This is a genomic window from Burkholderia sp. BCC0322 (assembly GCF_902833045.1).
Taxonomy (GTDB): domain Bacteria; phylum Pseudomonadota; class Gammaproteobacteria; order Burkholderiales; family Burkholderiaceae; genus Burkholderia.
Window position 1 is genome coordinate 372,710 of sequence record NZ_CADFDU010000004.1, and the last position, 23,615, is coordinate 396,324.

A 23,615-nucleotide genomic window follows, 5' to 3' on the forward strand; every position below is an offset into this window, starting at 1 on the left:
GATATTTATTCGCACTCCGACTCAATACATGATCACGAGATGTTCAGAAAGCGTCCGTCGACATGCCCGACACTCCACCGAGCCCCAGCCCCGCCGCTCGCTGGATCAGCTCGACGTCGTTGCTCACGCCGAGCTTCTTCATCGCACTGATCTTCTGCGCGCTGACCGTCTGCTTGCCCTTGCTCAGGCGCTGCGCGATCGTCTTGATCGGCACCCCCGCCAGGTACAGGCGAATGACCTCGATCTCGCGCGCCGACAGCCGCACGGGCGCGTCGCCGCGCTCGCCGAATGCGTCGACCGCGCGCCTGACGAGCGGCGACAGGTAGCGCCCGCCGCTGTAGCTCGAATGAATGGCCGTGACGATGTGGCCGACCTCGTCGAACTTGCTGACGATGCTCACGCCGCCGATCGCGAGGATCGATCCGAAGATCAGCGGGTTCTCGTTCGCGACCAGCGCGACGATCCCGACGTTCGGACGCGTGCGCCGCAGCCAGCCGAACAGCGCGAGGCTGTCCATCTGCTCGTCTCCACGGATCGCATAGTCGACCAGTACGACATCGCAGTCGACGCCGCCGAGCGTCGCGACCAGTTCGGCCACGCTCCGGTAGACCGCGACGATCTCGATCGAGCAGCCGCTGCCCGCGACCTGCTCGATGCCGGCCAGCGTCAACGGCCAGTCGTACGCGACAACGACGCGAACATTGAATTTCCTCATGCGCAGTTCCAGGTGGTTCATCGGCCGCGCGACGCGGAACGCGCACGGCCGGTTTGGCGTTGAAAGAACGTTCAGGCTATTTTTAGCCCGAACGTCGATTCTATGAAGCCGCGCACGGACGGGATATCGGACGGCATCGGGATCGGCCGTCCGGGACGTAATACGAGTTTGATATTTGCGCCAGTTCGAGCGCTCGACACCGGGCGGACGACCTCTGCGGACATCGGCCGGATGGCCAGCGTGGCGGGCCATGCGGGCCAAGCGGCCGGTCAGCAGGTAAAATCGACGCCTTTGCATACTGCGCCGGGCCACCGTCGGCGAGCGACGCGCCGACGCCGGCCTCGCGCCACCGCCCGTTTGCCGGCTGCCCGACCTCCCCCGCTTTCCTCATGACCGACTCCGACCTGCAATCCGACGACACCTCCATCCACGAAGACGGCCTCTGGCGCGACAGCGGCTGGACGGCCCGCATCATCAAGAACGAAGACGACGACGGCTGGGCCGTCGAGATGATCAAGGACGGCGAGTCCGAGCCCGCGCTCGTCGGGCCGTGGACCATGGGCCGCGACAAGAAGAACCCGAAGCCGATGGACGCGAACGCGTTCCGCACGCTCGTGAAGACCGCGACCGAAGTGCTGATGCGGCACGAGCAGCAGCGGCGCGCGATGCTGCACAAGGAAGTGACGGTTCAGGGCGACGACGGCCAGGATGTGTCGGTGACGCTCGACATCGTGCCGGACGAGTTCGAGCCGTATGCGCAGCTCAAGGCATTCGATCCGTATGGCGAGCTGCTGGCCGAAGCGAAGGTGTCGGCCGGATTCAAGCTCAGCAAGGCCAGCGCCGAGCGCTGGGTCGCATCGGGCTTCGAGCGGCCGGCCTCCTGATCGCGCACGGCGCGCCGGGCCGCGCGCTCAGGCGCCGGCGCCCTGCCGTGCGCGCCGCAGCCGGCGCGCCGCCAGCTTGCGCCGCACGAGCTGCTCGAATTGCTGCGTCGCGACCGCCGGATCGCGCGCGGCCAGCCCGAGCGCGTTGCGCACAAGCTGGATCGGCGTCAGCACGAGGCCCCACGGCACGCCCCACCAGCCGAACGCGGCCGACGCAAGCAGCGCGACCGCCTGCTTCCTGCGGCCGCAACGCCGGCAGCACACATGGCGCCGCGTTGCCCAGCGCGTGACGAACAGCAGCGACACGACGCGATGCGACGCATGGACATCGACCGGCTGGTCGTCGCGACGGCAGATCGGGCACGGCCCGTAACGCCAGTCGTGCACATACTCCCAGACCTTCGCGTCGGGCACCCGTTGCGCCTCGACGACGATCGGATGCGCTTGCGCGCATGCCGGACGGCAATAGCGGTGGCCGTCGATCGACCGACCGCCGACCAGGAACGTCCTGCCGCAGTGACTGCACTCTGCCACGGTAACCTCGGATAAGCGTGATGCGCCGCGTGCCGGCCGCGCGCGCATTGCTGCACCGGCGATCCGGACGGGCTGTTTCCTGTCTTAACGGCCGACGTCGCGCGGTCTTGAGCGGCTGTGCGCCGCGGCGCGTCAGCCGTGCAGCCCGTGCGCGGTCATCAGCCGATACAGCGTCGCGCGCGAGATGCCCAGCTCGGCCGCCACGTCCGCATGCTGGTGGCGGTGGCGCATCAGCGTTTCCTCGATCGCGTGCCGCTCGGCCTGCCGGCGCGCTTCCGCGAGCGTCGGCGGCCGCCGCGACGTGTACGCGTGCAGTTCGAGATCGGCGGCCGAGATCATCGGGCCGTTCGTCATCACGACCGCGAACCGGATCCGGTTGATCAGCTCGCGCACGTTGCCGGGCCACGGATAGTTGTAGATCGCTTCGACCGCGCACGGCATGAAACCGCGAATCCGGTGCGAACTGTCACCGCGATAGCGCTGCAGCACGTGGTCGGCGAGCAGCATGATGTCGCGGCCGCGCACGCGCAACGGCGGCTCGTCGATGCGCAGCACGCACAGGCGGTAGTACAGGTCGGCACGGAACCGCCCCGCCTGCATCGCGGCCTCGAGATCGACGTGGGTCGCCGACACGATCCGCACGTCCACCGGGATCGACGTGTGCCCGCCGAGCCGCTCGATCGCGCCTTCCTGCAGGAAGCGCAGCAGGCTCGCCTGGCTCTCGAACGGCATGTCGCCGATCTCGTCGAGAAACAGCGTGCCGCCGTGCGCGGCCTCGATCCGGCCGATCTTGCGCTGGTGCGCGCCCGTGAACGCGCCGCGCTCGTGGCCGAACAGCTCGGCCTGCAGCAGCGTCGACGGAATGGCCGCGCAGTTCACGGCGACGAATGGCGCCTCGGCGCGCGACGACTGCTGGTGGATCGCCGCCGCCGTCAGCTCCTTGCCGGTGCCGGATTCGCCGGCGATGAATACGGTGGCGTCCGTGTTCGCAACCTTGCGGATCGTCGCGAACAGCCGGCGCATGGCGTCGCACGAGCCGATCATCGTGCCGCCGAGGGGCGCCGCATCGCCGTCCGGACAGCCGTCCGCGAGTTTCAACATCCCGTATGCATGGCCGACCAGATAGCCGATCGTCGTATAGGCGCTCGCATTGCGCACGTAGTCGAAGCAGCAGTGGCGAATCAGGCGCGCGATGGTGAGATCCCGCAGCCGCTCATGGTCGGCTAGCGCGACCCAGCTCACGCGCGGATCGCGCAGCAGCGTCTCGAACGACGTGACGTCGGGCGACGCGAAGCTGCCGAAATCGACGATGCCCGCATGCGGACGGTTCGCCCGGACGAGATTCAGTGCGTCCGCAACGGTTTTCGCGCGCCACACGTCCCAGCCGCGCGACGCGAGACAGTCGACGAGCGCCGCATCGTGCTGCTGCGACAGATAGACGATTGGCCGCGACGGTACGACAGGGTTGCGCCGGACGGCAACGAACGGCGCCATACCCGCCTCGCGTTCGAGATCCTGCGGGCCCGACACCCTGATCTGGCAGCAATAGTTCACGATGGCCTCGTCGCTTGGATGGGTGGTCGAAACGGCCGTTGCCTGATCGCGCAGGGCGGGGCATCGTGGTCCCGCCGCGCAGTGCCGGGCCGTCCCTCTGATTGACGTTTCGTTATCGGCAGAAAACGACGCGCTGCGTGTAGATTTGCGGTTCGGCGACCGGCTTCGTGGAAGCGTTGAGGTCGTCACGATAGGCCCGGTAGGTCTTGCCGTTCACCGTCACTTCCGCCGCACGGGCCGTCTCGATCGAGTCGAGGCCGTTGCGCTGCCACCCGCTCACCTGGCTCGCCGCGGTCACGGTCGACTCGCCGGCGATCTTCTGCGTGATCGCGCTGCCGTCGCTCCATGGCTGCGTCTGCATATCCTCGGCATGCTGCATCGCGCCGATCGTCTTGCCGGTCGGCGTCGGCCCTTTCTGCGCTTCGAACGGCGCGCCGCGGCCGTACACCGGCGATCGCCACGACGGTGCGTGACCTTCCTCCGGCATCATGTAGATCATCTGAGGATCGCCGATCATCACCATCGGCGCGCACGCCGTGTTGTCGGCGCGACCGAGTGTCGTCAGCGCCTGCTCGACGCTCACCGCGTTCGCGGCGGTCTGCTCGCCCAGGATCACGAAGACCGCCGGGTTCTGGAATACCGCCTGCGCGGCGGCTTGCGCGCTGTACAACAACAGAGCGACGAAAAAGATCCTCATGATTGAGGCCTCCTTGCATCCTCGTCAGGCAAAAAGAGGTGTTGACCTCGGGGATGGGATCAACACCCGTCAAACAGGAAACGACCGTCGGGCTTCGGGTTCGAACGACGCCCGTGCGACCTGCGTTCCGATCGCACGGGCGTCCGACCCGCTTGCTTACGACGACGTGCTCGTCGAAATGACAGCCGGCGTCGGCACGACCGGTGCAGCCGGGGCAGCCTGCTGGTCGACCGGTGCCGGCGGCAATCCTTGCGCCGGATCGGACAAGTCCGGCATGGCGGCGGGCTGCGCAGCGGCTTCGTCCGGCACCTTCGCGTCGGCAGCCGGCATGTCGGCAGGCGCCGCGGCTGCGGCTGCGGCAGGCTGCGCGGCTTCCGGCGCGGGCGCTTCGGCAGCGACCGGAGCCGGCTCGACAGCCTTCGCATCGGCTGCCGGTGCGGGCATCGCGGTCTCGGCCGCGGGCACCGCGACGACGGCAGCGGCCGGCGTCGTGTCCGCAGCCGGCGCGGCAGCGGCCTGCGCTGCGTTGTCGGTCGCGGCCGGCATCGGCTCCGGCGCCTTGTCGGCGACGGGCTGCACGGGCTCGGGGGCCTTGTCGGCGACTGCCGGTACAGGCTCCGGCGCCTTGTCGGCCATTGCCGGCGCAGGTTCCGGCGCCTTGTCGGCGACTGCCGGTGCAGGCTCCGGCGCCTTGTCGGCGACTGCCGGTGCAGGTTCCGGCGCCTTGTCGGCGACTGCCGGTGCAGGCTCCGGCGCCTTCGTGTCGGCGACCGGCACGGCAGGGGCGGACGATGCCTTGTCCGCAACTGCCGGTGCGGCGATCACGGCGGCAGCCGGTACGGCCGCGATCGCAGCCGCCGGTACGACCGATGCCGCGGGCGCGGCGGCGACAGCAGGCGCGGCAGCCACTGCGGGCGCTGCTGCTGCGGCGGGTGCCGCGGCTGCGACGGCGGGGGCTGCGACGGCCGATGCGGCTGCGACAGCCGGCGCCGCTACTGCCGGTGCGGCAGCTGCAACAGCCGGTGCTGCCACAGCCGGTGCTGCGACGGCCGGTGCTGCGGCAACCGGTGCCATCGACGGCACGGGCACCGGTACCGGCACCGACACGGGTGCCGCCTGCACCGAGGTCGTCGCCACCGGACGGGGTTGCGCCGGTGCCGGCGCGGCAGCGCCCAGCGGCGGCAAGCCCATGCGGTCGCGCACGATCGGATCGCGATACTTCACGTCGTCGGCAACCGTTGCTTCTACGCTCGGCGCCACGTTCGAGCGGGCGAGCGGCGCGGTCGTGCCCGGGCACAGGTGGCCGGTCGCTTCCACCGCGCGCCGGTTCGCGTCGCTCTGGCAGAGCAGCGCGAGCGCCACGTCGGTCAGGCCCATCGCACGGAATTCACGCGCATCGAGACGCCGGACGCAGGCCTGGTCGACCAGCGTCGTGCCGCCCGTCGCGCCGAACCCCGGGAACGACACGCCGACGCTCACCGACCCCATGCAGGTATCGGACAGCGTGGTCGTGAGGCCCGGCGCCTGGATCGCGGGGTTGGTCTTGATCGTCTGCGTACCCGAGTAATTGACGTTTTCCGATGACTGGGTGTTGTACGGGTTGGTGCCTGGCGAGCCGGATGACTGCAGCGACTGCGGCGTCACGTTCGTGCCGCCACTCGTGCTCGACGGCATCGTCACGTTCACGTTCACGCTCGAATTGCCGCTGCTGCGAACCCCGCTGGCGCTGGTCGCGTTGCCGCCGCGCGAGCTCGTGGTGTTCGTGTTCATGCTCGAGCCGCCCCCCTGGCTGACTGCCGTCGACGACGTCGAGGACTGTGCGCTCGAAGTCGAATCGGCGGTTTGCGCTTGGGCGCCGATCGTGGTCATCGCGAACATCGCCGCGCATGCCACCTTGATCTTGTTGCTGTTCATTTCACTCTCCGGACGAGGTTTGACCTCCCACCCAGGCAACCGTACTAATTCCCCTGATTCCCTTCAGCTTTGCCTGCTTCCCCGAACTGCTTCCAGCCGTTACCCAGCTGGGACCATGAGCCGGCCGACATGCCCTGCCACTGCTGGGCATCGGGTCCGCCGATGGCACTGCCCGAAGAAAGCGTTTGTTGTTCTGACGGTTTGGTTGTCTGGTCAGGGTTGTTTGACGTCTGCAAATTCGATTGCACGTCGTTGGCAATACGGTCAGCGCCATACGCCGTCAGAGACGCGAGCATCAGAGCGGCGGCAATCAGTTTCTGCTTCATGCCAACTCCTTACGTGACAACAATGTGGGGAAAAGAGACCAGCGTCGCTGTGAAACTGGTCCCCCCCACACCTGACTAATGACTGCTTCCGGTCGCACTTGCACTGCCCTGGCTTCCGCCCGATGCGGACGGTGAGCCAGCCGGACCGGTACTCCAAACGGTCGACGAGTTGTAGTGATTCGAACCCGTGATCGCGCCTGACCCGCCACTGCCGGTCAGCCCAGCGGCACCCGCGTTGGCAACGCCCTGATCGTTCGCGCTCGAAGCCGTGTAATGATTGGCACCAAGGACGATCGTGGCGCTCACCCCGCCCGACAGCGCATTCGCGTTCTCGTTCGTGCTGCTGTTTCCACCGTACGAGCCTGCGGCACCGATACCGCCGCCTGCCGCGAACGCGCCCCCGTTCGTGCCCGAACCGCTGGCCGTCGAGGTCGTGTTGTGGAAGGCGGATGCCGTGCCGGCGGAACCAGCGGGTGTCACCGTACTGCCCGCGTTCGCGCCCGCCGTCGAAGTCGAATTGCTGGTATAGCTGCCGGAGCCGACCAGGACCGAACCGGAAACACCCGCCGCAACGGATTGCGTCTGGTTGGTCGTGGAGGAACCCGCTGCCAATGCAGCCGACGATAAGACGGTGAGCGCTGTCGCGAAAATGACTTTGGCTTTCATAGCAATTCCTTGCTGTGAGTAAGTTCGGCGGTGGCGGAGCCGGGTCAACCCCCATCGAGCGGAACCCGGCATCCGTACCGCCAGCCAATGACGAACGCTACGCGTCGCGGCTTAGTGGTGCGTCGTCCAGCCGATCGAACCGGCATTCGCGCCGCTGGTGCCGCCTGCTTGCGCGCCACCGAAGCCGAAGCCGCCAACCGACGACGATTGGGTGTGGCTCGTGTACGAGATCGAGCCGCTGCCCGGGCCACCGGCAAGTGCGCCGGCTGCACCGAGTGCCGAGCCGGAATCCGTTGCGGTGAAATGGCCGAAGCCGGCAACGCCTGCCATCGTCTGGCCGCCGCTCGACGAGCTGCTGCTCGAAACAGTGCCGCTGCCAGCGAACGCTGCACCCGAAACCGCCAGAACTGCTGCTGCAATCAGAAGCTTCTTCATGGTCGACTCCAAAACGGCGTGGACGGAATGAGTCAGGAAGATCGCACGCCATCAACCTTCCTGACTTGAGCAATCCTACAAATTAAGGATCACTATTCAATCAATAAATCAAGATGCCTTTTTTAACTTAACTTCTCGATATTTTTGCAATACGAAGCTTAGCTTCGAGATTTTTAGTTATCCCAATTTTTTTGTAGGTGTTTTCTATTATTTTTATGAACATTCACCTTATACAAAAAACACCATTGCCTGAAATGCCAAAGCGATGCGCACATATTTCAGGCTTGCGATATTCGATACCTCGCCGGACGGCATGCCGGCAACCGACACTCCATTCCGGAATCGAAATTCGCGAATATATTAACCACCGCAAATGCAGTGCCGTTGAAAATACCCCTGTTACCGGGGCGACAACGGGCCCGCATTGCAGCCAGGTGGCATGTCTTCTCCCTGAGCTATCGACGAAAGGTCTTCCGGATAATCCGGCCGACGGGCGTTCGACGTTCGATCTAATCCGGCCGGCGCCGGCATGGGCCAGGCGCGATCGAAGCGACCCTGCGCGGCCGAAGACGAATCGGCATCAAGCTGTCCGGCACGAACAGCCTGATCCATCCGGGTGAACTGAATGAAAGCGAGTACCGCTGTCGCCCGACGGTCGTGCGGCGCGACAACCGCGCCAGCACGCGAAGCGCGCGGAGGGCAAGAAACCGGGACAAAGCAACCCGCGAAGCTGGCACGGCGTCGCGAGCGTCACCCCGGCCTTTCCGACTACCCCACTGAAGCGCAAAGTATGCGCTGATCGAGCTACTGCTTATGGTCTTCATCGCCGTTTCCCCGACTGCTTATTGACGAGTTGGCCGCCCCACCTCTTCGTTGCTTCGTGTCGACCGCCCGCCGGTGCGTCCAGTACCGCAAGCAGCGTGCCACGTGATATTCCACCGCATATTGGGCTCGGCAAACGGCCGCCACGGCGGCATGCAGCGCCTGGAACGACATTTTTTGTTTCAGGAATGTATCGTAATAACAGTTTGACACCCACGGCGATCGTCAAGCGCCGCGATGCAATTGCCGGATTAGACGGACGAATCCGGCCCGCAGGCCTGCGCGGAACGGCCGGATGAACGCGTGTTTCAAACTTGAGAAGCACACATCCGCGCAGGGCCGGCCGCGCGGGCATTTCCGCTTGCCAACCGCGGATCGCCGCGTGTGGGCCCCCTTCCCGCGCCATCACAAACGAGAATCGATTCGCCCGACACCGGGCCACGGGAGCCCGACACCGCAACGTCCGGCAAGCCGTCTGCGCGCATTTCCTCCGACGACCCGGACGAATTTGATTCATCCGTGAAAATATCGACAGGATCAGACGCCGCCCAAGCATCGAAATGGGCCATAAAAATGAAAACTTGCATGCGAGCGTAATAATTAAAACAAATGAAAACTCGCGCCGCTCCGGATCCGGCACATCACTTTTTCATTTTCATTCGCCGCGCCTTTCATGCACCGAATCGCCCGACAAGCAGCACATTCGCGAGGCATTTTCAATCCTTTATCGATGCATTTCTCATTGATGAAACATTTTCGCTCAACACCTTTTTGATGAAGCCACTGCCGCAAAAGCCTGATTTATCGTGCGTTTCGTCGTATCGAATCGCATCGATCCGGCAACGGGTCCGCCCGCTTTCCTGTCCCCACGATACACACATGAAACAGAAGCGCGTGAATCGCGCGGCTATCGCGCCATCGCGCCCGTGCGCATCGTGACGGCATCGTTCATGGCATGCCGATTGCCTGATGTCCGACTCTCACCGAGCGGCACGCCAGGGCACAAGATCACGGCGGCGGCCTGCTCGTCAGTCAGCATGTCGGGGAACAGGCGATGAAGATCACCACCGATCGATCGACGCGTGCGTCGTTCAAGCATCAACGGGGTAGTCAGCGAAACCGGAGCGCCTGTCGCGGCGCTTCGTCGACCTCAGCCCGTGCGAACCGGCGCTTGCCGAAACGCTACCCGTGCAGCGGGATGGAACGCGTGCGCGCCGCCGTCGAACTGATCGACGTGGGGTTCCCGGAGCTGAACGACGACGGAGAAAGCCATGAATGACAGGGTCGCGCTCGAGACGCGCGCCGGTCAGCGCGTCCTGGTGACGGGCGGCGCCGGCTTTCTCGGCAGCTACGTCTGCGAACGCCTGGTCATGGAAGGCGCGTCCGTCACGTGCATCGACAACCTGCTGACGGGGCGCAAGCTCAACGTCGCCGACCTGAAAGCGTCCGGCCGCTTCGCGTTCGTGAAGGGCGACGTCTCGCTCGGCCTGCCGCAACTGCAGGTGGACGAGATCTGGAATCTCGCGTGCGCGGCATCGCCGCCCACTTACCAGATCGATCCCGTCCATACGATGATGACCAACGTGCTCGGCATGAACCACTGCCTCGCGCTCGCGCGCAAGACCGGCGCACGCGTGTTCCAGGCGTCGACCAGCGAGATCTACGGCGACCCGGACGTGCATCCGCAGACGGAAACCTATCGCGGCAACGTGAACACGATCGGCCCGCGCGCGTGCTACGACGAAGGCAAGCGCGCGGCCGAGGCGCTGTGCTACGACTACTACCGCACGCACGGCATCGACGTGCGTGTCGCGCGCATCTTCAATACCTACGGCCCGCGGATGTCGCCGCGCGATGGCCGCGTCGTGTCGAACTTCATCGTCAGCGCACTCAACGGCACACCGCTCGAGATCTACGGCGACGGCAGGCAGACGCGCTCGTTCTGCTTCGCCAGCGACCTGATCGACGGCTTCTTCTGCCTGATGAGCGCCGAGCGCAATATCGGCACGCCGGTCAACCTCGGCAATCCCGGCGAATTCACGATGATCGAGCTCGCAGAAAAAGTGCTCACGATGACGGGCTCGAAATCGGCCATCGTGTTCCGGCCGCTGCCGATCGACGATCCGCACCAGCGCAAGCCCGACATCTCGGTCGCGTCGGCCGAACTCGGCTGGCGGCCGGCCGTCGATCTCGACGAAGGCCTGCGCCGGACCGTCGACTATTTCAGCCGCGAACTGTGGCTCGAGCCCGTGCTGCGCCTGACCGGGGCCACGACATGAAAGTGCTCGTGACCGGCGGAGCAGGCTATATCGGCAGCCATACCTGCAAGGCACTCGCGGCAGCGGGACACGAACCCGTCGCCTATGACAACCTGTCGACCGGCCATCGCGACGCGGTTCGATGGGGACCGCTCGTCACGGCCGACATTCTCGACCGCGATGCGCTGTCGAAGGCGCTCGCCGCGCATCGGCCCGAGGTCGTGATCCATTTCGCCGCCCTCGCCTACGTCGGCGATTCGGTGCTCGCGCCCGAGCGCTATTACACGGTCAACGTCACGGGCACCTGCACGCTGCTGAGCGCGATGCACGCGGCCGGCATCGGCCGGATCGTGATGTCGTCGTCGTGCGCGACGTTCGGCATTCCGGACGCACTGCCGATCTCGGAGCGCACGCCGCAACGGCCGATCAATCCGTACGGCTTCACGAAGTACGCGATGGAACGGATGGCCGCCGATTTCGAGCGCGCATACGGGCTGAAGTGGGTCGCGCTGCGCTACTTCAACGCGGCGGGAGCGGATCCTGACGGCGAGATCGGCGAATGCCACGAACCGGAAACGCACGCGCTGCCGCTCGCGATCCGCGCGGCACTCGGCACCGGTCACGCGTTCCAGGTGATGGGCACCGACTACCCGACGCCCGACGGTTCGGCGATTCGCGACTACGTGCACGTCAGCGACCTCGCCGACGCGCATCTGCAAGCGACCGCCTATCTGTGCGGCGGCGGCCACAGCGTCGCACTGAATCTCGGTACCGGCCAAGGAACGTCGGTGCTCGACGCGCTGCACGCCGTCGAAGCCGTGACGGGCCGCCGCGTACCGACGGTCACGGCCGCGCGCCGCCCGGGCGATCCACCCGAGCTGTACGCCGACGCCACGAAAGCCGCGCTCGTACTCGGCTGGCGGCCGCGTTTCACCGCGATCGAACCGATGGTCGAACACGCGGTGGCGTGGTTTCAGAAAGAACTGCAATTCGCATCCGGCAAGTGAGCCAGTTTCCTTGTACGCCACTCAGGGGAATCATCATGAAGGTACGGATCGCCATCGTTGGCACGGGCTACGTCGGGCTGGTCAGCGGCGCGTGCTTTGCGGACCTCGGGCATGAGGTCGTCTGCATCGACAACAATCGCGGCAAGATCGACGCGCTGAACGACGGCCGCATGCCGATCTACGAACCGGGCCTCGACGCCGTCGTCGCACGCAACGTCGAACGCGGCACGCTGCGCTTCAGCAGCGACCTCGCGGCGAGCGTGCGCGATCGCGACGCGATATTCATCGCGGTCGGCACGCCGACGCTGCCGGGCACCGACCAGGCGGACCTGCAGTACGTCGAAGCGGCCGCGCGCGCAATCGCGTCGAACCTCACCGGTTTCGCGGTCGTCGTGACGAAGTCGACGGTGCCGGTCGGCACCAACCGGATCGTCAAGCAGATCATCGAACGCTGCGCGCCGGACGGCATCGACGCGGCCATCGCATCGAATCCGGAGTTCCTGCGCGAAGGCTCGGCGATCGACGATTTCATGCACCCGGACCGCGTCGTGTTCGGCGCCGAACACCCGCGTGCGATCGAGATCATGAAGGCCATCTATGCGCCGCTTGAAGCGGCCGGCCATCTGGTGCTCGCAACCGAGATCGAAACGGCCGAACTCGTGAAGTACGCGGCGAATGCATTCCTCGCGGTGAAGATCAGTTACATCAACGAGATCTCGGACCTGTGCGAAGCCGTCGGCGCCGATGTCGAACTGGTCGCGAACGGCATGGGCCTCGACCACCGCATCGGCGCGTCGTTCCTGAAGGCCGGCCCCGGCTGGGGCGGCTCGTGCTTTCCGAAGGACACGCGCGCACTGAAGGCGACGGCGTCCGAGCATGCGGTGCCGCTGCGCATCGTCAGTGCGGCGATCGAATCGAACACGCTGCGCAAGGAACAGATCCTGCGCCGCATCGAGAAAGCCTGCGGCGGCTCGATCAAGGACAAGCGCATCGCGGTGCTCGGCCTCACGTTCAAAGGCCAGACCGACGACGTGCGCGAAAGCCCGAGCATCGACGTGATCCAGTTGCTCGTGGGCGCGGGCGCGCATATCCGCGCATACGACCCGGCGCGTCCGCACGAAGCATCGCGGCTGCTGCCGCAGGTGTTCATGGAGGGCTCCGCGATCGACGCGGTGCGCAGCGCGGACGCCGTGGTCGTGATGACCGAATGGAAAGCGTTCGAGGCGCTCGATCTCGCCGACCTCGCGGATCACATGGCCGATCCCGTGATGCTCGACATGCGCAACCTGTTCAGCGAACGGCTGGCCGTCGACAGCGGCTTTCGCCGCTACGAACGCGTGGGCCGCTCGTGCGGCGAACGCACGCCGGCCGACCCGGCCCCGGAACACCAGCACGCCAGCGAGGACCCCCGGCCGCAGCGCGGCCTGCTTCAAGACTGATGGTCTGACCTCGACGGGAGAACACCATGAAGAAGCTGGTTGCGTCGCTTGCGGGCGGCCCTGAGCCGGATACCGCCGACACCGCCGACGCCGGCGCGGATCGCACCGCATCGCTGCATGCGGAAGTCCCGCTCCTCGTCCCGTTGATGGACGGCGGGACCCGGATCGTCTTCCACCTCCTCGCGCTGGGCTGGTTCGTCGCGCTGGGCATCTTCTGGCGCTGGTGGTTGCGCGACGAGCACTACGTCGACGCATTCCGCTTCGGCGTCAACTGCTTCGTGCTGTTCTGGACCACCTTCATCCCGGGCTACTTCATCTTCATCATCCGCTCGGCGGTCATGCCGAATCCCGCGCTGGCGGTGCCGCGCGACTGGCGCGTCGCGATGGTCGTCACCAAGGCGCCGTCCGAGCCGTTCGACATCGTCCGCACGACGCTGCTCGCGATGCTCGACCAGACCTACCCGCACGATACGTGGCTCGCCGATGAAGACCCGTCGCCCGAGACGCTCGACTGGTGCCGCGAGCACGGTGTATTCGTGTCGACGCGGCGCGGCATTGCCGCATACCACCGGGCGAGCTGGCCGCGCCGGACCAAGTGCAAGGAAGGCAATCTCGCGTACTTCTATGACATGGTCGGCTACGACCACTACGATTTCGTGTCGCAGCTCGACGCCGACCACGTGCCGACCCGCACCTATCTCGAGGAGATGCTGCGGCCGTTCGTCGATCCGGAAGTCGGCTACGTGTCGGCGCCGAGCATCTGCGACAGCAACGCGGCCGAGAGCTGGAGCGCACGCGGGCGCGTGAACGTCGAGGGGCCGCTGCACGGCACGATGCAGGCCGGCTATGCGGGCGGCCTCGCGCCGCTGTGCATCGGCTCGCACTACGCAGTGCGCTGCCGCGCGCTGCGCGAGATCGGCGGGCTCGGGCCCGAGCTCGCCGAGGATCACTCGACCACCATGATCTTCAACTCGAAGGGCTGGCGCGGCATGCATGCGCTGAACGCGATCGCGCACGGCGAGGGGCCGCGCACGTTCGGCGACCTGGCCACGCAGGAATTCCAGTGGTCCAAGAGCGTGATGATCATCATGCTGCGCTACACGCGCCACTATTTCATGGGGCTGCCGCTGAAGCTGAAGGCGCAGTTCCTGTTCTGCCAGCTGTGGTATCCGCTGTGCGCGCTCGCGATGGCCGGCAGCGTCGTGATTCCGGTCGTCGCGCTGCTCACCGGCCGCGTGTGGGCGCACGTCGACTTCCTCACGTATCTCACCTACGCACTGCCGCTGTCCGTGCTGATCCTGTGCGTGGTGACCTGGGTCACGCGTTCGACCCGGTCGTGCCGCCCGCTGAACACGAAGCTGCTGTCGTGGGAAGGGCTGTCGTTCGTGTTCGCGCGTTGGCCGTGGGTCGTGCTCGGCTGCGCGTCGGCGGTGTTCGACTGCGTGCGCGGCAAGGAATTTCCGTTCAAGGTCACGCCGAAGGGCGGCACGATCGAACAGGACGCGCCGCTGCGCGTGGTCGCCCCATATCTGCTGATCTCGCTGTTCTGCAGCCTGCCCGTCGTCACGGTCGAGAATCCGCGCAACGCCGCCGGCTTCTATCTGTTCTCGACGCTGACGAGCATCCTGTATCTCGTGATCGCCGCCGTCGTCACGGTGAATCACGGCAGAGAGCAAGGGCTCGAGTGGTCGGCGTTCAGGCAGATGTTCTTCAGCCGCCTGCCCGTGCGCAACGCGCTGTTCGTGATCGCGCTCGCGATGCTGCTGGCGGGCATCGGGCTGCGCACGCCGAAAGGCTGGCAGGCGATGATGTGGCGCTCGGGTTTGCCGGCCGTGGTCGCGCCCGTGCCGGGCGAACCGGTGAAGCAGCCCGAACTCGGCGCATACGATCCCGAAAACACGCTCGCGAGCGAGCGGGATCTCGCTTTCGACCATGTGTTCGTGTCGTGGAACGCGCCCGATGTCCGCGCGGAAATCGACGCTGCGTACCGGAGCGCGCAGGCGCGCAACCGCTCGCTGATGCTGACCGTCGAGCCCTGGGCGGCCGGCAACACGCGGCCGGGCGCGCTGCTCGAGGATATCGTGCACGGGCGCTACGATGCGCAGATCGCGGCCACCTGCTCGGCACTCGCCGCGTTGAAGGGCCCGGTGTTCGTGCGTTGGGGTCACGAGATGGAGGCCGACACCGGACGCTATCCGTGGGCCATCGGCGATCCGTCCGCCTACGTGGATGCGTACCGGCGGGTCGTGACCACCTGCCGCACGATGACCGACCAGATCCGCTTCGTGTGGTCGCCGGCCGGCAACCGGAACCTGGACGACTATTTCCCGGGCCGCGGCTATGTGGACGACGTCGGCCTGTCCGTGTTCGACTGCCCGCGCTGCGCGATCTGGCCGGCCGGCGGCCACGCCTCCGCCGCGAGCATCCTGCGGACCAAGTACGAGCGGGTAACCGACTACGGGCTGCCGGTGATGGTCACGGAGCTCGGCATCGACGGGTCGAATGCGCGCAAGCGCGAGGCACTCGACGAATTCCAGCGATCGCTGTGGCGCTATCCGCTATTGAAGGCCGTGGTGTATTTCAACGCGGTCGATACGCCCGGCGCGTGGCCGGCGCATTACGTGCCGGACTGGCGGATCGCCCCCGCATTCCTGCAGTCGACGGTGGTCGCCAGGTGAAACGCGCCGGGAGCGACGGCGCGTCAACCGTGCGCCGTCAGCCGAGCATCTCCTTCTTGCGCAACTGCACGACGTCGCGCATCGGCGGCGCGCCGAACAGCCGGCTGTACTCGCGGCTGAACTGCGACGCGCTTTCGTAGCCGACGACGGCGGCCACCGACCCGACATCGCCGCCCTGCCGCAGCAGCAGCCGGCGCGCCTCGTGCAGCCGCAGCTGCTTCTGGTACTGCAGCGGGCTCAGCGTCGTCACGTGCTTGAAATGGTGGTGCAGCGACGACACGCTCATGTTGACCGCCTGCGCGAGCGACTCGACGCGCATCGGCTCCGCGTAGTGATCGCGGATCCATTCGATCGCGCGCGCGATCCGGTGCGTCTGGCTGCCCGCGATCGCCATGTGCCGCAGCCGCGTGCCCTGCCCGCTCGTCATCAGCCGGTACAGCAATTCCTTTTCGATCAGCGGCGCGACGACCGGAATGTCGGCCGGCGTATCGAGCAGCCGCAGCAGCCGCAGCGCGGCGTCGAGCAGCGGCGGCGTCAGCTCGGCAAGCGCGATCCCCTCGCCTTCGGGGCCCGCGTCGGGCTCGGGCAGCCGCATCTCGGCCGCGAGCTCGACGATGCGCTGCGGATCGAGCCTCAGCGACAGGCACAGGTACGGTTCCTCCGGCGACGCGCGCGTCACGCGCGAGAGGATCGGCAAGTCGATCGACGTAATCAGGCAATTCTGCGTGTCGTATTCGTAAGCGTGGCCGGCCACGATCACGCGCTTCGCGCCCTGGCCCGCGATCACGAGCGCGGCACACGACACGGCGCAGCCGAGATCGACCGGACGCGTATGCCGATGCAGCATCAGGCCCGGCACGGCCGTCGAATGGGAGCCGTCCGCCGGCGCGAAACGGCTGATCAGCATCGCCAGTTCGCGCCGCCCGGATTCGCGCGACGCCACGATATCGGTCATGTCCATGACGCTTCCTCGGTAGATTTCCGCATGTCGCGGGAGCATAGCGAAACCACCCGGAACGTGCCGGGGATTTGCAGGATTGTTCAATAAATTTGCAGGATTGGGTAGACGCAAAAACCGGCCGCTCGCGCACACTCCCCGCTAACCGGGCGCATGCCGGGTTTTCCCCACGGAGACAATCAAAATGCCTACCTCGTTTGTCCTGAACGGCAAGAGCGTCACGCTCGACGCCGATCCGTCGATGCCCGTCCTCTGGGCCATTCGCGAACACGCGGGACTGACCGGCACGAAGTTCGGCTGCGGCATGGCGCAGTGCGGCGCGTGCACCGTGCATCTCGAAGGACAGGCCGTCCGCTCGTGCGTGCTGCCGCTCGCCGGCATCGCGGGCAAGCACGTCACGACGATCGAAGGCCTGCAGAGCAAGCCCGCGCAGGCCGTGCAGGCCGCCTGGGTCAAGCTGCAGGTGCCGCAATGCGGCTACTGCCAGTCCGGCCAGATCATGTCGGCCACCGCGCTGCTCGAACAGAACCCGAAGCCGACCGACGCGGACATCGACGCCGCGATGAACGGCAACCTGTGCCGCTGTGCGACCTACGCCCGTATCCGGGCGGCGATCCACGACGCGGCCGCGACGCTGGGAGCCTGACCATGACGATCGAACTCGACAACCCCGGTTCGATGCGTCCGTCGCGCCGCACGTTCCTGAAAGCCGCCGGCACCGCGGCCGCCGTCAGCCTGACCATCGGCTTCGAATGGGCCGGCCTCGGCCGCCGCGCGCTTGCGGCGACGGCACCTGCCGCCGACTTCGCGCCGAACGCGTTCCTGCGCATCACGCCCGACGGCGCCGTCACGGTCATTGCAAAACACGTCGAAATGGGCCAGGGCGCCTATACGGGCATCGCGACGATCGTCGCCGAGGAGCTCGACGCCGACTGGTCGCACGTGCGGGTCGAAAGCGCGCCGGCCGATGCGAAACGCTACGCGAACCTCGCGTTCGGCACGATGCAGGGCACGGGCGGCAGCTCGGCGATGGCGAACTCGTGGCAGCAACTGCGCGAAGCGGGCGGCAAGGCGCGCGCGATGCTGGTATCGGCCGCGGCGGCCCGCTGGAAGGTGCCGGCCGGCGAGCTGACGACGGCCAATGGCTTCGTCACGCATGCGAAGAGCGGCAAGACGGCCGCATACGGCACGCTCGTCGCCGATGCGTCGAAGCTGCCGGTGCCCGACAAGGTCGCGCTGAAGCAGCCGGCCGATTTCAAGCTCATCGGTCACCGGATTCCGCGCGTCGATGCGTCGGCCAAATCGAACGGCACCGCGCATTTCACGCTCGACACCACCTTCCCCGGCATGCGCGTCGCACTGCTGCAGCGCCCGCCGCGCTTCGGCGCGACGGTGAAGTCGTTCGACGCGACGGCGGCCAAGGCCGTGCCCGGCGTCGTCTCGGTCGTACAGGTGCCCGGCGGCGTCGCGGTCGTCGGGACCGGTTTCTGGGCCGCGAAGCAGGGCCGCGACGCGCTGAAGATCGAATGGGACGAAACGAACGCCGAAAAGCGCAGCTCGGACGAGATCATGCGCGAATACCGGCAGCTCGCCGACAAGCCGGGCACGTCGGCGCGCAAGGACGGCGATGCCGATGCGGCAATCACGGGCGCGTCGCGCAAGATCAGCGCGACGTACGAATTCCCGTATCTCGCGCACGCGCCGATGGAGCCGCTCGACGCGGTCGTCAAGCTGACGGCGAACAGCTGCGAAATCTGGGCCGGCGACCAGTTCCAGACGGTCGACCAGGCCAACGCGGCCCGGACGGCAGGCCTGAAGCCCGAGCAGGTGCAGATCCACACGCTGTACGCCGGCGGCAGCTTCGGCCGGCGCGCGAACGCATGGTCGGACTATGTGGTCGAGGCCGTGTCGATCGCGAAGGCACTCGGCGCGGACGGCAAGCCCGTCAAGCTGCAATGGACGCGCGAGGACGACATCCAGGGCGGCTTCTACCGGCCGATGTACTTTCACAAGCTCGATGCGGGGCTGACCGCGGACGGCAAGCTGGTCGGCTGGCGCCACCGGATCGTCGGCCAGTCGATCCTCGCCGGCACGCCGTTCGAGGCATTCATGGTGAAGAACGGCGTGGATGCCACCTCGGTCGAGGGCGCGGCGAACCTGCCGTACGCGGTGCCGAACGTGTCGGTCGAGCTCACCACCACCAAGGTCGGCCTGCCCGTGCTGTGGTGGCGCGTGGTCGGCAGTTCGCATACGGCCTACGCGGTCGAGGCGTTCATCGACGAAGCCGCGCACACGGCAGGCAAGGATCCGTACGCGTTCCGCCGCGACCTGCTCGCGAACGAGCCGCGCATGCGCGCGGTGCTGGACCTGGCCGCGCAGCAGGCCGGCTGGGATCCGGCCAAGCCGCTGCCGAAGGGGCGCGGGCGCGGGATCGCGGTCGCCGAGGCGTTCAAGAGCTATGTGGCGCAGGTCGCCGAGGTGTCGGTCGACGCGGACGGCAAGGTGAAGGTCGAGCGCGTGGTGTGCGCGGTCGACTGTGGCATCGCGATCAATCCGGACATCGTCGCCGCGCAGATGGAGGGCGGCATCGGCTTCGGGCTCGGCGCGGCGATGCACAGCGCGATCACGCTGAAGGACGGCCAGGTCGAGCAGCGCAACTTCGACGGCTACCACGTGCTGCGGATGGCCGAGATGCCGAAAGTCGAGGTGCATATCGTGCCGTCGGCCGAGGCACCGACCGGGGTCGGCGAGCCGGGCGTCGCGCCGATCGGGCCGGCGGTCGCGAACGCGATCTTCGCGGCGACGGGCAAGCGGCATTACGTGCTGCCGTTCGATTCGGCGGATAGCGCGAAGGCTTAATGGGAGCCGGAACGTCGGCCGCGGGGCGCAGACGCCTTGCGGCTGGCGTTTTTTGGCCGGACGCGCCTATGCAGGGTTCGATGTCGGCAAAAATCGCCTGTCACCCATCGATCCGTATGGAGACCCCGTCGATTCCCGCAGGGTTCGATGCAGGGTTCTCCACCCGGCCGCGGCGGCGCGCCACCCGCCCGGCTCCCCGCCTGGCCCCACACGTTACGGCGGACGTAACGCCCGTAACGTCAGCCGCCGATGCTACGTAACAATCCTTCACGGTTGTCCCGCCCCCTTTTCTGTCTGGCTCGCGTCTCCCGTTAAAAATTCTTTTAAATTCAAGGCTGCCGCGCCGCCTGCAGCGATGCCTCCCCCTGCCGATCCCCGACGACCCTGTCCCTGGCCCGGAAGTTGCAGCACAGGACTCGCAAACACTCCTTTATGGACATGCGAGGGCCACCATGGATTGCAAATACCTGTACATCGACAACATAAAAATCAACTTCGTGCGCCGCACGATCGAAATCGACAACAAGATCATTGATGTCACGCCGCGTGAATTCGACGTCGTCGAATTCCTGCTCGACAACATGAACAAGATCGTGCCGCGGCAGGCAATCCAGGAAGCTGTGTGGGGCCGTGAACTCGGCGTGTCGTCGCGCACGCTCGACACCCATATCTCGCGTATCCGCTCGAAGCTGCAACTCGATCACGACAAGAACCTGCGGATCATCCCGATCTACGCGGTCGGCTATCGTCTGGTGCTGTTCGGTGCGGCGATGACGCACGTCGAGCGTCACGACGCGGCGCCGATCCTGCGCACGGCGCCGCAGGCCGTGATGGCCGCCGACTACGCCTGACGACTCACCCGCGCGCCGCCGGCTCGCGGCGCGCGTGCCACGCTCCCCCCACCGCGCTGCGGCCGATCCGCAGCGCGTCGCGGCCCGCCCGTCGGGCGCGGCCTCCCCGCCGCCCGGCCCGCCAGCCAGTCGCGACCCGACCGCCGCCTCCGGGCGGCGGTTGCTTTTGGGCGGCGCATGCAGCCGGCCGGCTTCGCCACGCTTCGTAGCACCCCGCTTCGGCGCCCGTGTCGCGATGCGCGCGACTACGGATTCCGGCGCGGCACACGGCCATGGCCGTCCCTACAATCGACGCAGCAGCCGCGCGCGCCCCTGAGTGCCGCGGGCCCCGGAACAACCCGTCGAACCTACGCCGAATCCGCCCCGATCCCGCCGTGCCTGCGCTGTTCCTGACGAATGCCGACGCCGGCGATGCCGCGAACCGGGAGACGCCCGACGCTTGCGCGCCACCCGCCGCATCGCCGACCGCGGTCGCGCTCGACGCGTCGCCCCATCTGCCGCGCCTGTCCGCTGCCGCCGCGCGCGGGCTGTCGCACGCCTACTGCGCGCCCGGCGCCGTTCCGGTCACGCTCGGCGAACACGCGTACGACGTGCGCTGGCGCGTCGACGCCGAGCCGGCCGCCGATGCGCACGCATACCGCTTCGTCGTCGGCCCGGCCGCCGGCACGCTGTGGATCGACCCGGTCGCGGAAGCGGCATGGCTGGGCGACGCGGCCGATCCGGCCGTGCCGGCCGTGATCCGCGCGGCGCTGCTCGCCGATCTGGGCGCGCCGCTCGCGACCGTGCTGCAGTCCGCGACGCGGCAGCGCGTGGAATTGCTGCCGCCGCCAGACAACGTGCCCGCCTGGCGCGCGTCGCCGGCCGCGCTGCGCTTCGAACTGCGGCGCGCCGACGCCGCATGGCGCTGCCATGGCGCGCTGCTGTTCGACGCGCCGGATGCGCTCGCCGTGTTCTTCGCGGCTGCGCCCGCCGCGGCCGCCGACGCGCGCGCAGCCTACGCGAACCTGCCCGTGCCGCTCGTGTTCGAGATCGGCCGCACCGAGCTGACGACGGCCGAGCTGGCCGACGTCGTCGGCGGCGACATCATCGCGATCGAGCACTGGCACGCGCACGAGCAGAACCTGCTGTGCGTCGCACGGCTGCCGGCCGCGCCGGCGTGGGAGATTACCGGACGGCCATCGGGCAACCGGCTGACCGTCGAACGAATCAGGGAGATGCCCTTGGAACCGACCCGCACCGACATCGCGTCCGCGACGACGCCCGACGCGCCGCCCGCCGATGCGCCGCGCCCGCTCGACGGCCTCGCGGTCGACCTGCGCTTCGAGCTGCCGCCCACGTCGATGCCGCTCGGCGAGCTGAGCGCGCTGCAACCCGGCGCCGTGATCGAGCTGCAGCAAGGGATCAACCAGAGCGTGATCCATCTCGTCGCGAACGGGATGCTGATCGGCACGGGGCACCTGATCGCGGTCGGCCAGAAGCTCGGCGTGCGGGTCGTCACGCTGACCCAGCCCGCGCCGCGCGAGCGCTGAACGATGGGCAACCTGCCGAACCCGGTCGCGCTGATCGCGGTGATCGCCGCGCTCGGCATCGCGCCGTTCGCCGCGCTGATGGTCACGAGCTACACGAAGCTCGTCGTCGTGCTCGGCCTGTTGCGCTCCGCGCTCGGGATCCAGCAGGTGCCGCCGAACCTCGTGCTGAACGGCATCGCGCTGATCCTGTCGCTGTTCATCATGGCGCCCGTCGGGATGTCGATCCGCGACGCGCTGCAGGCGCGCCACTTCGATGCGTCGGGGCAACTGTCGACCGCCGACGTCGGCGCGCTCGCCGATGCCGCGCTGCCGCCGATCAAGGATTTCCTCGTGTCGCACACGCGGCAGCGCGATCGCGAATTCTTCGTGCGCACCGCGACCTCGGTGTGGCCGAAGAACCGTGCGGACGGCATCAAGGACGACGACCTGCTGGTGCTGGTGCCGAGCTTTACGCTCGCCGAGCTGACGAAGGCGTTCCAGATCGGCTTCGTGATCTATATCGTGTTCATCGTCGTCGACCTGCTGGTCGCGAACATCCTGCTCGCGCTCGGCATGCAGATGATTTCGCCGACCACGATCTCGGTGCCGTTCAAGCTGTTGCTGTTCGTCGCGCTCGACGGCTGGTCGCTGCTCGTGCACGGGCTCGTGATGTCGTACCGGGTGACGGGAGCCGGATGATGGACGCGCACCGCCTGCGCCACGCCGCCGCGTGCCTGTGCGCGCTGGTCGCGCTCGCGTTCGCGTGCTGGCAGCCGCGCGTCGCGCATGCGGCCGGCGGTGCAGGCTTCGCGCAGCTCGCGCGCGCGTGCGCGCCGAACGTCGATCCCGATACGCTCGCCGCGCTCGTGCGCACCGAATCCGGCTTCAATCCGTATGCGATCGGCGTGGTCGGCGGCCATCTGGCACGCCAGCCCGCGTCGCTCGACGAAGCGCGCGCGACCGCGCGCGAGTTGGCCGCACGCGGCTTCAGCTACAGCGTCGGGCTCGCGCAGGTGAACGAGCGCAATTTCACGAAATACGGGCTCGACGAGGCGACGATGTTCGAGCCGTGCCGCAACCTGCGGGCCGGCGGCGCGATCCTGACCGAATGCTTCGCGCGTTCCGCGAATACCGGGCGTGCCGCGCAGGCCGCGTTGCGCGCGGCGCTGTCGTGCTACTACAGCGGCAACTTCACGACCGGTTTCTCGACCGGCTACGTGAGCCGCGTCGTCGCCAGCGCGCAGCGCAACGCGCGCGAAGGCGGCATCGAGCCGATTCCGGTGGTGCGCGACGTGCCGCCGCCCGCGCGGCAGCGGCGCATGGACGCGGCGGCCGTCACGCCGCCCGAACGCGCCCGCCGGCTGGCAGCGCCGGCCGCCTCCGCGGACGCGCCGTCGTGCCATGCGCGCCCGGTCGTGATGATGTGTCGCGGGCTGCCGGCGAGCCAGGCGAAGCGGCTGTGCGTGCGCTGTCTCGATCAGTGAGCGCGAGATCGCGCGCGGCGCCATCG

22 protein-coding genes are annotated in these 23,615 nt (G+C 67.3%); 13 read left to right on the forward strand and 9 right to left on the reverse strand.

Annotated features, from left to right (window positions below):
- Positions 1-43 precede the first annotated feature (43 nt).
- Positions 44-715: a response regulator transcription factor gene (locus tag HWX39_RS14950; protein WP_175968802.1), complete on the reverse strand. Its 672-nt coding sequence runs from the start codon at positions 713-715 to the stop codon at positions 44-46.
- Between the two features lie 389 nt (positions 716-1,104).
- Between HWX39_RS14950 and HWX39_RS14955 the strand changes: the two genes are divergently transcribed.
- A complete protein-coding gene (locus HWX39_RS14955; RefSeq protein WP_175968803.1) occupies positions 1,105-1,599 on the forward strand; it encodes a hypothetical protein in 495 nt (164 codons plus the stop codon).
- Positions 1,600-1,626: 27 nt separating this feature from the next.
- Here the strand turns inward: HWX39_RS14955 and HWX39_RS14960 are convergent, their stop codons facing one another.
- From HWX39_RS14960 to HWX39_RS14990, 7 genes are all read right to left on the reverse strand, one after another.
- The gene (locus tag HWX39_RS14960) at positions 1,627-2,133 is read right to left on the reverse strand and encodes a hypothetical protein (RefSeq protein WP_175968804.1); all 507 of its coding nucleotides are present in this window, start codon (positions 2,131-2,133) and stop codon (positions 1,627-1,629) included.
- Positions 2,134-2,265: 132 nt separating this feature from the next.
- On the reverse strand, positions 2,266-3,627 hold the full coding sequence (locus HWX39_RS14965) for a sigma-54 dependent transcriptional regulator (protein ID WP_244135018.1): 1,362 nt from the start codon (positions 3,625-3,627) through the stop codon (positions 2,266-2,268).
- 172 nt (positions 3,628-3,799) lie between these two features.
- A complete protein-coding gene (locus HWX39_RS14970) occupies positions 3,800-4,384 on the reverse strand; it encodes a hypothetical protein (protein WP_175968806.1) in 585 nt (194 codons plus the stop codon).
- Positions 4,385-4,540: 156 nt separating this feature from the next.
- On the reverse strand, positions 4,541-6,298 hold the full coding sequence (locus HWX39_RS14975; RefSeq protein ID WP_175968807.1) for a chemotaxis protein CheA: 1,758 nt from the start codon (positions 6,296-6,298) through the stop codon (positions 4,541-4,543).
- A gap of 44 nt (positions 6,299-6,342) precedes the next feature.
- Complete coding sequence (locus HWX39_RS14980; RefSeq protein WP_011354481.1) at positions 6,343-6,624, reverse strand: hypothetical protein; 282 nt, start codon at positions 6,622-6,624, stop codon at positions 6,343-6,345.
- A gap of 75 nt (positions 6,625-6,699) precedes the next feature.
- Positions 6,700-7,290, reverse strand: a complete 591-nt coding sequence (locus HWX39_RS14985) for a hypothetical protein (RefSeq protein ID WP_174937039.1) — start codon at positions 7,288-7,290, stop codon at positions 6,700-6,702.
- Positions 7,291-7,401: 111 nt separating this feature from the next.
- A complete protein-coding gene (locus HWX39_RS14990) occupies positions 7,402-7,725 on the reverse strand; it encodes a hypothetical protein (RefSeq protein ID WP_175968808.1) in 324 nt (107 codons plus the stop codon).
- 1,431 nt (positions 7,726-9,156) lie between these two features.
- Between HWX39_RS14990 and HWX39_RS14995 the strand changes: the two genes are divergently transcribed.
- From HWX39_RS14995 to HWX39_RS15020, 6 genes are all read left to right on the forward strand, one after another.
- Entirely contained in the window at positions 9,157-9,486 is a 330-nt protein-coding gene (locus HWX39_RS14995; protein WP_175968530.1) for a hypothetical protein, read from the forward strand.
- 115 nt (positions 9,487-9,601) lie between these two features.
- The gene (locus HWX39_RS15000; protein WP_244135006.1) at positions 9,602-9,826 is read left to right on the forward strand and encodes a hypothetical protein; all 225 of its coding nucleotides are present in this window, start codon (positions 9,602-9,604) and stop codon (positions 9,824-9,826) included.
- Positions 9,819-10,826, forward strand: a complete 1,008-nt coding sequence (locus HWX39_RS15005) for a UDP-glucuronic acid decarboxylase family protein (RefSeq protein ID WP_175968809.1) — start codon at positions 9,819-9,821, stop codon at positions 10,824-10,826. The genes HWX39_RS15000 and HWX39_RS15005 overlap by 8 nt, the downstream gene beginning before the upstream one ends.
- Entirely contained in the window at positions 10,823-11,812 is a 990-nt protein-coding gene (gene galE / locus HWX39_RS15010) for a UDP-glucose 4-epimerase GalE (RefSeq protein WP_175968810.1), read from the forward strand. The genes HWX39_RS15005 and galE overlap by 4 nt, the downstream gene beginning before the upstream one ends.
- A gap of 35 nt (positions 11,813-11,847) precedes the next feature.
- Entirely contained in the window at positions 11,848-13,251 is a 1,404-nt protein-coding gene (locus tag HWX39_RS15015) for a UDP-glucose/GDP-mannose dehydrogenase family protein (protein ID WP_175968811.1), read from the forward strand.
- Positions 13,252-13,277: 26 nt separating this feature from the next.
- Positions 13,278-15,929 (forward strand): glycosyltransferase family 2 protein, encoded by a 2,652-nt coding sequence (locus HWX39_RS15020; protein ID WP_175968812.1) that lies wholly within the window; start codon positions 13,278-13,280, stop codon positions 15,927-15,929.
- 37 nt (positions 15,930-15,966) lie between these two features.
- On the opposite strand, the gene HWX39_RS15025 is transcribed toward HWX39_RS15020, so the two are convergent.
- A complete protein-coding gene (locus HWX39_RS15025) occupies positions 15,967-16,890 on the reverse strand; it encodes an AraC family transcriptional regulator (RefSeq protein ID WP_175968813.1) in 924 nt (307 codons plus the stop codon).
- A gap of 181 nt (positions 16,891-17,071) precedes the next feature.
- Here HWX39_RS15025 and HWX39_RS15030 point away from each other — a divergent pair, with 181 nt between their 5' ends.
- The 6 genes from HWX39_RS15030 (at position 17,072) to HWX39_RS15055 (ending at position 23,589) form a co-directional block, all read left to right on the forward strand.
- Positions 17,072-17,533: a (2Fe-2S)-binding protein gene (locus tag HWX39_RS15030; RefSeq protein ID WP_175953316.1), complete on the forward strand. Its 462-nt coding sequence runs from the start codon at positions 17,072-17,074 to the stop codon at positions 17,531-17,533.
- Positions 17,534-17,535: 2 nt separating this feature from the next.
- Entirely contained in the window at positions 17,536-19,746 is a 2,211-nt protein-coding gene (locus HWX39_RS15035) for a xanthine dehydrogenase family protein molybdopterin-binding subunit (RefSeq protein WP_175968814.1), read from the forward strand.
- Between the two features lie 452 nt (positions 19,747-20,198).
- Positions 20,199-20,597, forward strand: coding sequence for a winged helix-turn-helix domain-containing protein (locus tag HWX39_RS15040; RefSeq protein WP_175968815.1), 399 nt, complete (start codon positions 20,199-20,201; stop codon positions 20,595-20,597).
- Between the two features lie 374 nt (positions 20,598-20,971).
- The gene (gene sctQ, locus HWX39_RS15045; RefSeq protein WP_175968816.1) at positions 20,972-22,126 is read left to right on the forward strand and encodes a type III secretion system cytoplasmic ring protein SctQ; all 1,155 of its coding nucleotides are present in this window, start codon (positions 20,972-20,974) and stop codon (positions 22,124-22,126) included.
- Positions 22,127-22,129: 3 nt separating this feature from the next.
- Positions 22,130-22,804 (forward strand): type III secretion system export apparatus subunit SctR, encoded by a 675-nt coding sequence (gene sctR, locus HWX39_RS15050; protein ID WP_069260399.1) that lies wholly within the window; start codon positions 22,130-22,132, stop codon positions 22,802-22,804.
- Positions 22,804-23,589 carry a lytic transglycosylase domain-containing protein gene (locus HWX39_RS15055; RefSeq protein WP_069260400.1) on the forward strand — a complete coding sequence of 262 codons (786 nt, stop codon included), beginning with the start codon at positions 22,804-22,806 and terminating at the stop codon, positions 23,587-23,589. Before sctR ends, HWX39_RS15055 begins: the two co-directional genes overlap by 1 nt.
- Positions 23,590-23,615: the final 26 nt, after the last annotated feature.

Coding starts and splice junctions, on each gene's coding strand:
- HWX39_RS14955 (WP_175968803.1), top strand. CDS start 1,105: ATGACCGACTCCGACCTGCAATCCGACGACACCTCCATCCACGAAGAC.
- HWX39_RS14995 (WP_175968530.1), top strand. CDS start 9,157: ATGAAAACTCGCGCCGCTCCGGATCCGGCACATCACTTTTTCATTTTC.
- HWX39_RS15005 (WP_175968809.1), top strand. CDS start 9,819: ATGAATGACAGGGTCGCGCTCGAGACGCGCGCCGGTCAGCGCGTCCTG.
- HWX39_RS14970 (WP_175968806.1), bottom strand. CDS start 4,384: ATGAGGATCTTTTTCGTCGCTCTGTTGTTGTACAGCGCGCAAGCCGCC.
- HWX39_RS15000 (WP_244135006.1), top strand. CDS start 9,602: ATGAAGATCACCACCGATCGATCGACGCGTGCGTCGTTCAAGCATCAA.
- HWX39_RS14985 (WP_174937039.1), bottom strand. CDS start 7,290: ATGAAAGCCAAAGTCATTTTCGCGACAGCGCTCACCGTCTTATCGTCG.
- HWX39_RS14975 (WP_175968807.1), bottom strand. CDS start 6,298: ATGAACAGCAACAAGATCAAGGTGGCATGCGCGGCGATGTTCGCGATG.
- HWX39_RS15055 (WP_069260400.1), top strand. CDS start 22,804: ATGGACGCGCACCGCCTGCGCCACGCCGCCGCGTGCCTGTGCGCGCTG.
- HWX39_RS15020 (WP_175968812.1), top strand. CDS start 13,278: ATGAAGAAGCTGGTTGCGTCGCTTGCGGGCGGCCCTGAGCCGGATACC.
- HWX39_RS14965 (WP_244135018.1), bottom strand. CDS start 3,627: ATGGCGCCGTTCGTTGCCGTCCGGCGCAACCCTGTCGTACCGTCGCGG.
- HWX39_RS15030 (WP_175953316.1), top strand. CDS start 17,072: ATGCCTACCTCGTTTGTCCTGAACGGCAAGAGCGTCACGCTCGACGCC.
- HWX39_RS15015 (WP_175968811.1), top strand. CDS start 11,848: ATGAAGGTACGGATCGCCATCGTTGGCACGGGCTACGTCGGGCTGGTC.
- sctR (WP_069260399.1), top strand. CDS start 22,130: ATGGGCAACCTGCCGAACCCGGTCGCGCTGATCGCGGTGATCGCCGCG.
- HWX39_RS15040 (WP_175968815.1), top strand. CDS start 20,199: ATGGATTGCAAATACCTGTACATCGACAACATAAAAATCAACTTCGTG.
- HWX39_RS15025 (WP_175968813.1), bottom strand. CDS start 16,890: ATGGACATGACCGATATCGTGGCGTCGCGCGAATCCGGGCGGCGCGAA.
- HWX39_RS14980 (WP_011354481.1), bottom strand. CDS start 6,624: ATGAAGCAGAAACTGATTGCCGCCGCTCTGATGCTCGCGTCTCTGACG.
- HWX39_RS15035 (WP_175968814.1), top strand. CDS start 17,536: ATGACGATCGAACTCGACAACCCCGGTTCGATGCGTCCGTCGCGCCGC.
- HWX39_RS14950 (WP_175968802.1), bottom strand. CDS start 715: ATGAGGAAATTCAATGTTCGCGTCGTTGTCGCGTACGACTGGCCGTTG.
- HWX39_RS14990 (WP_175968808.1), bottom strand. CDS start 7,725: ATGAAGAAGCTTCTGATTGCAGCAGCAGTTCTGGCGGTTTCGGGTGCA.
- galE (WP_175968810.1), top strand. CDS start 10,823: ATGAAAGTGCTCGTGACCGGCGGAGCAGGCTATATCGGCAGCCATACC.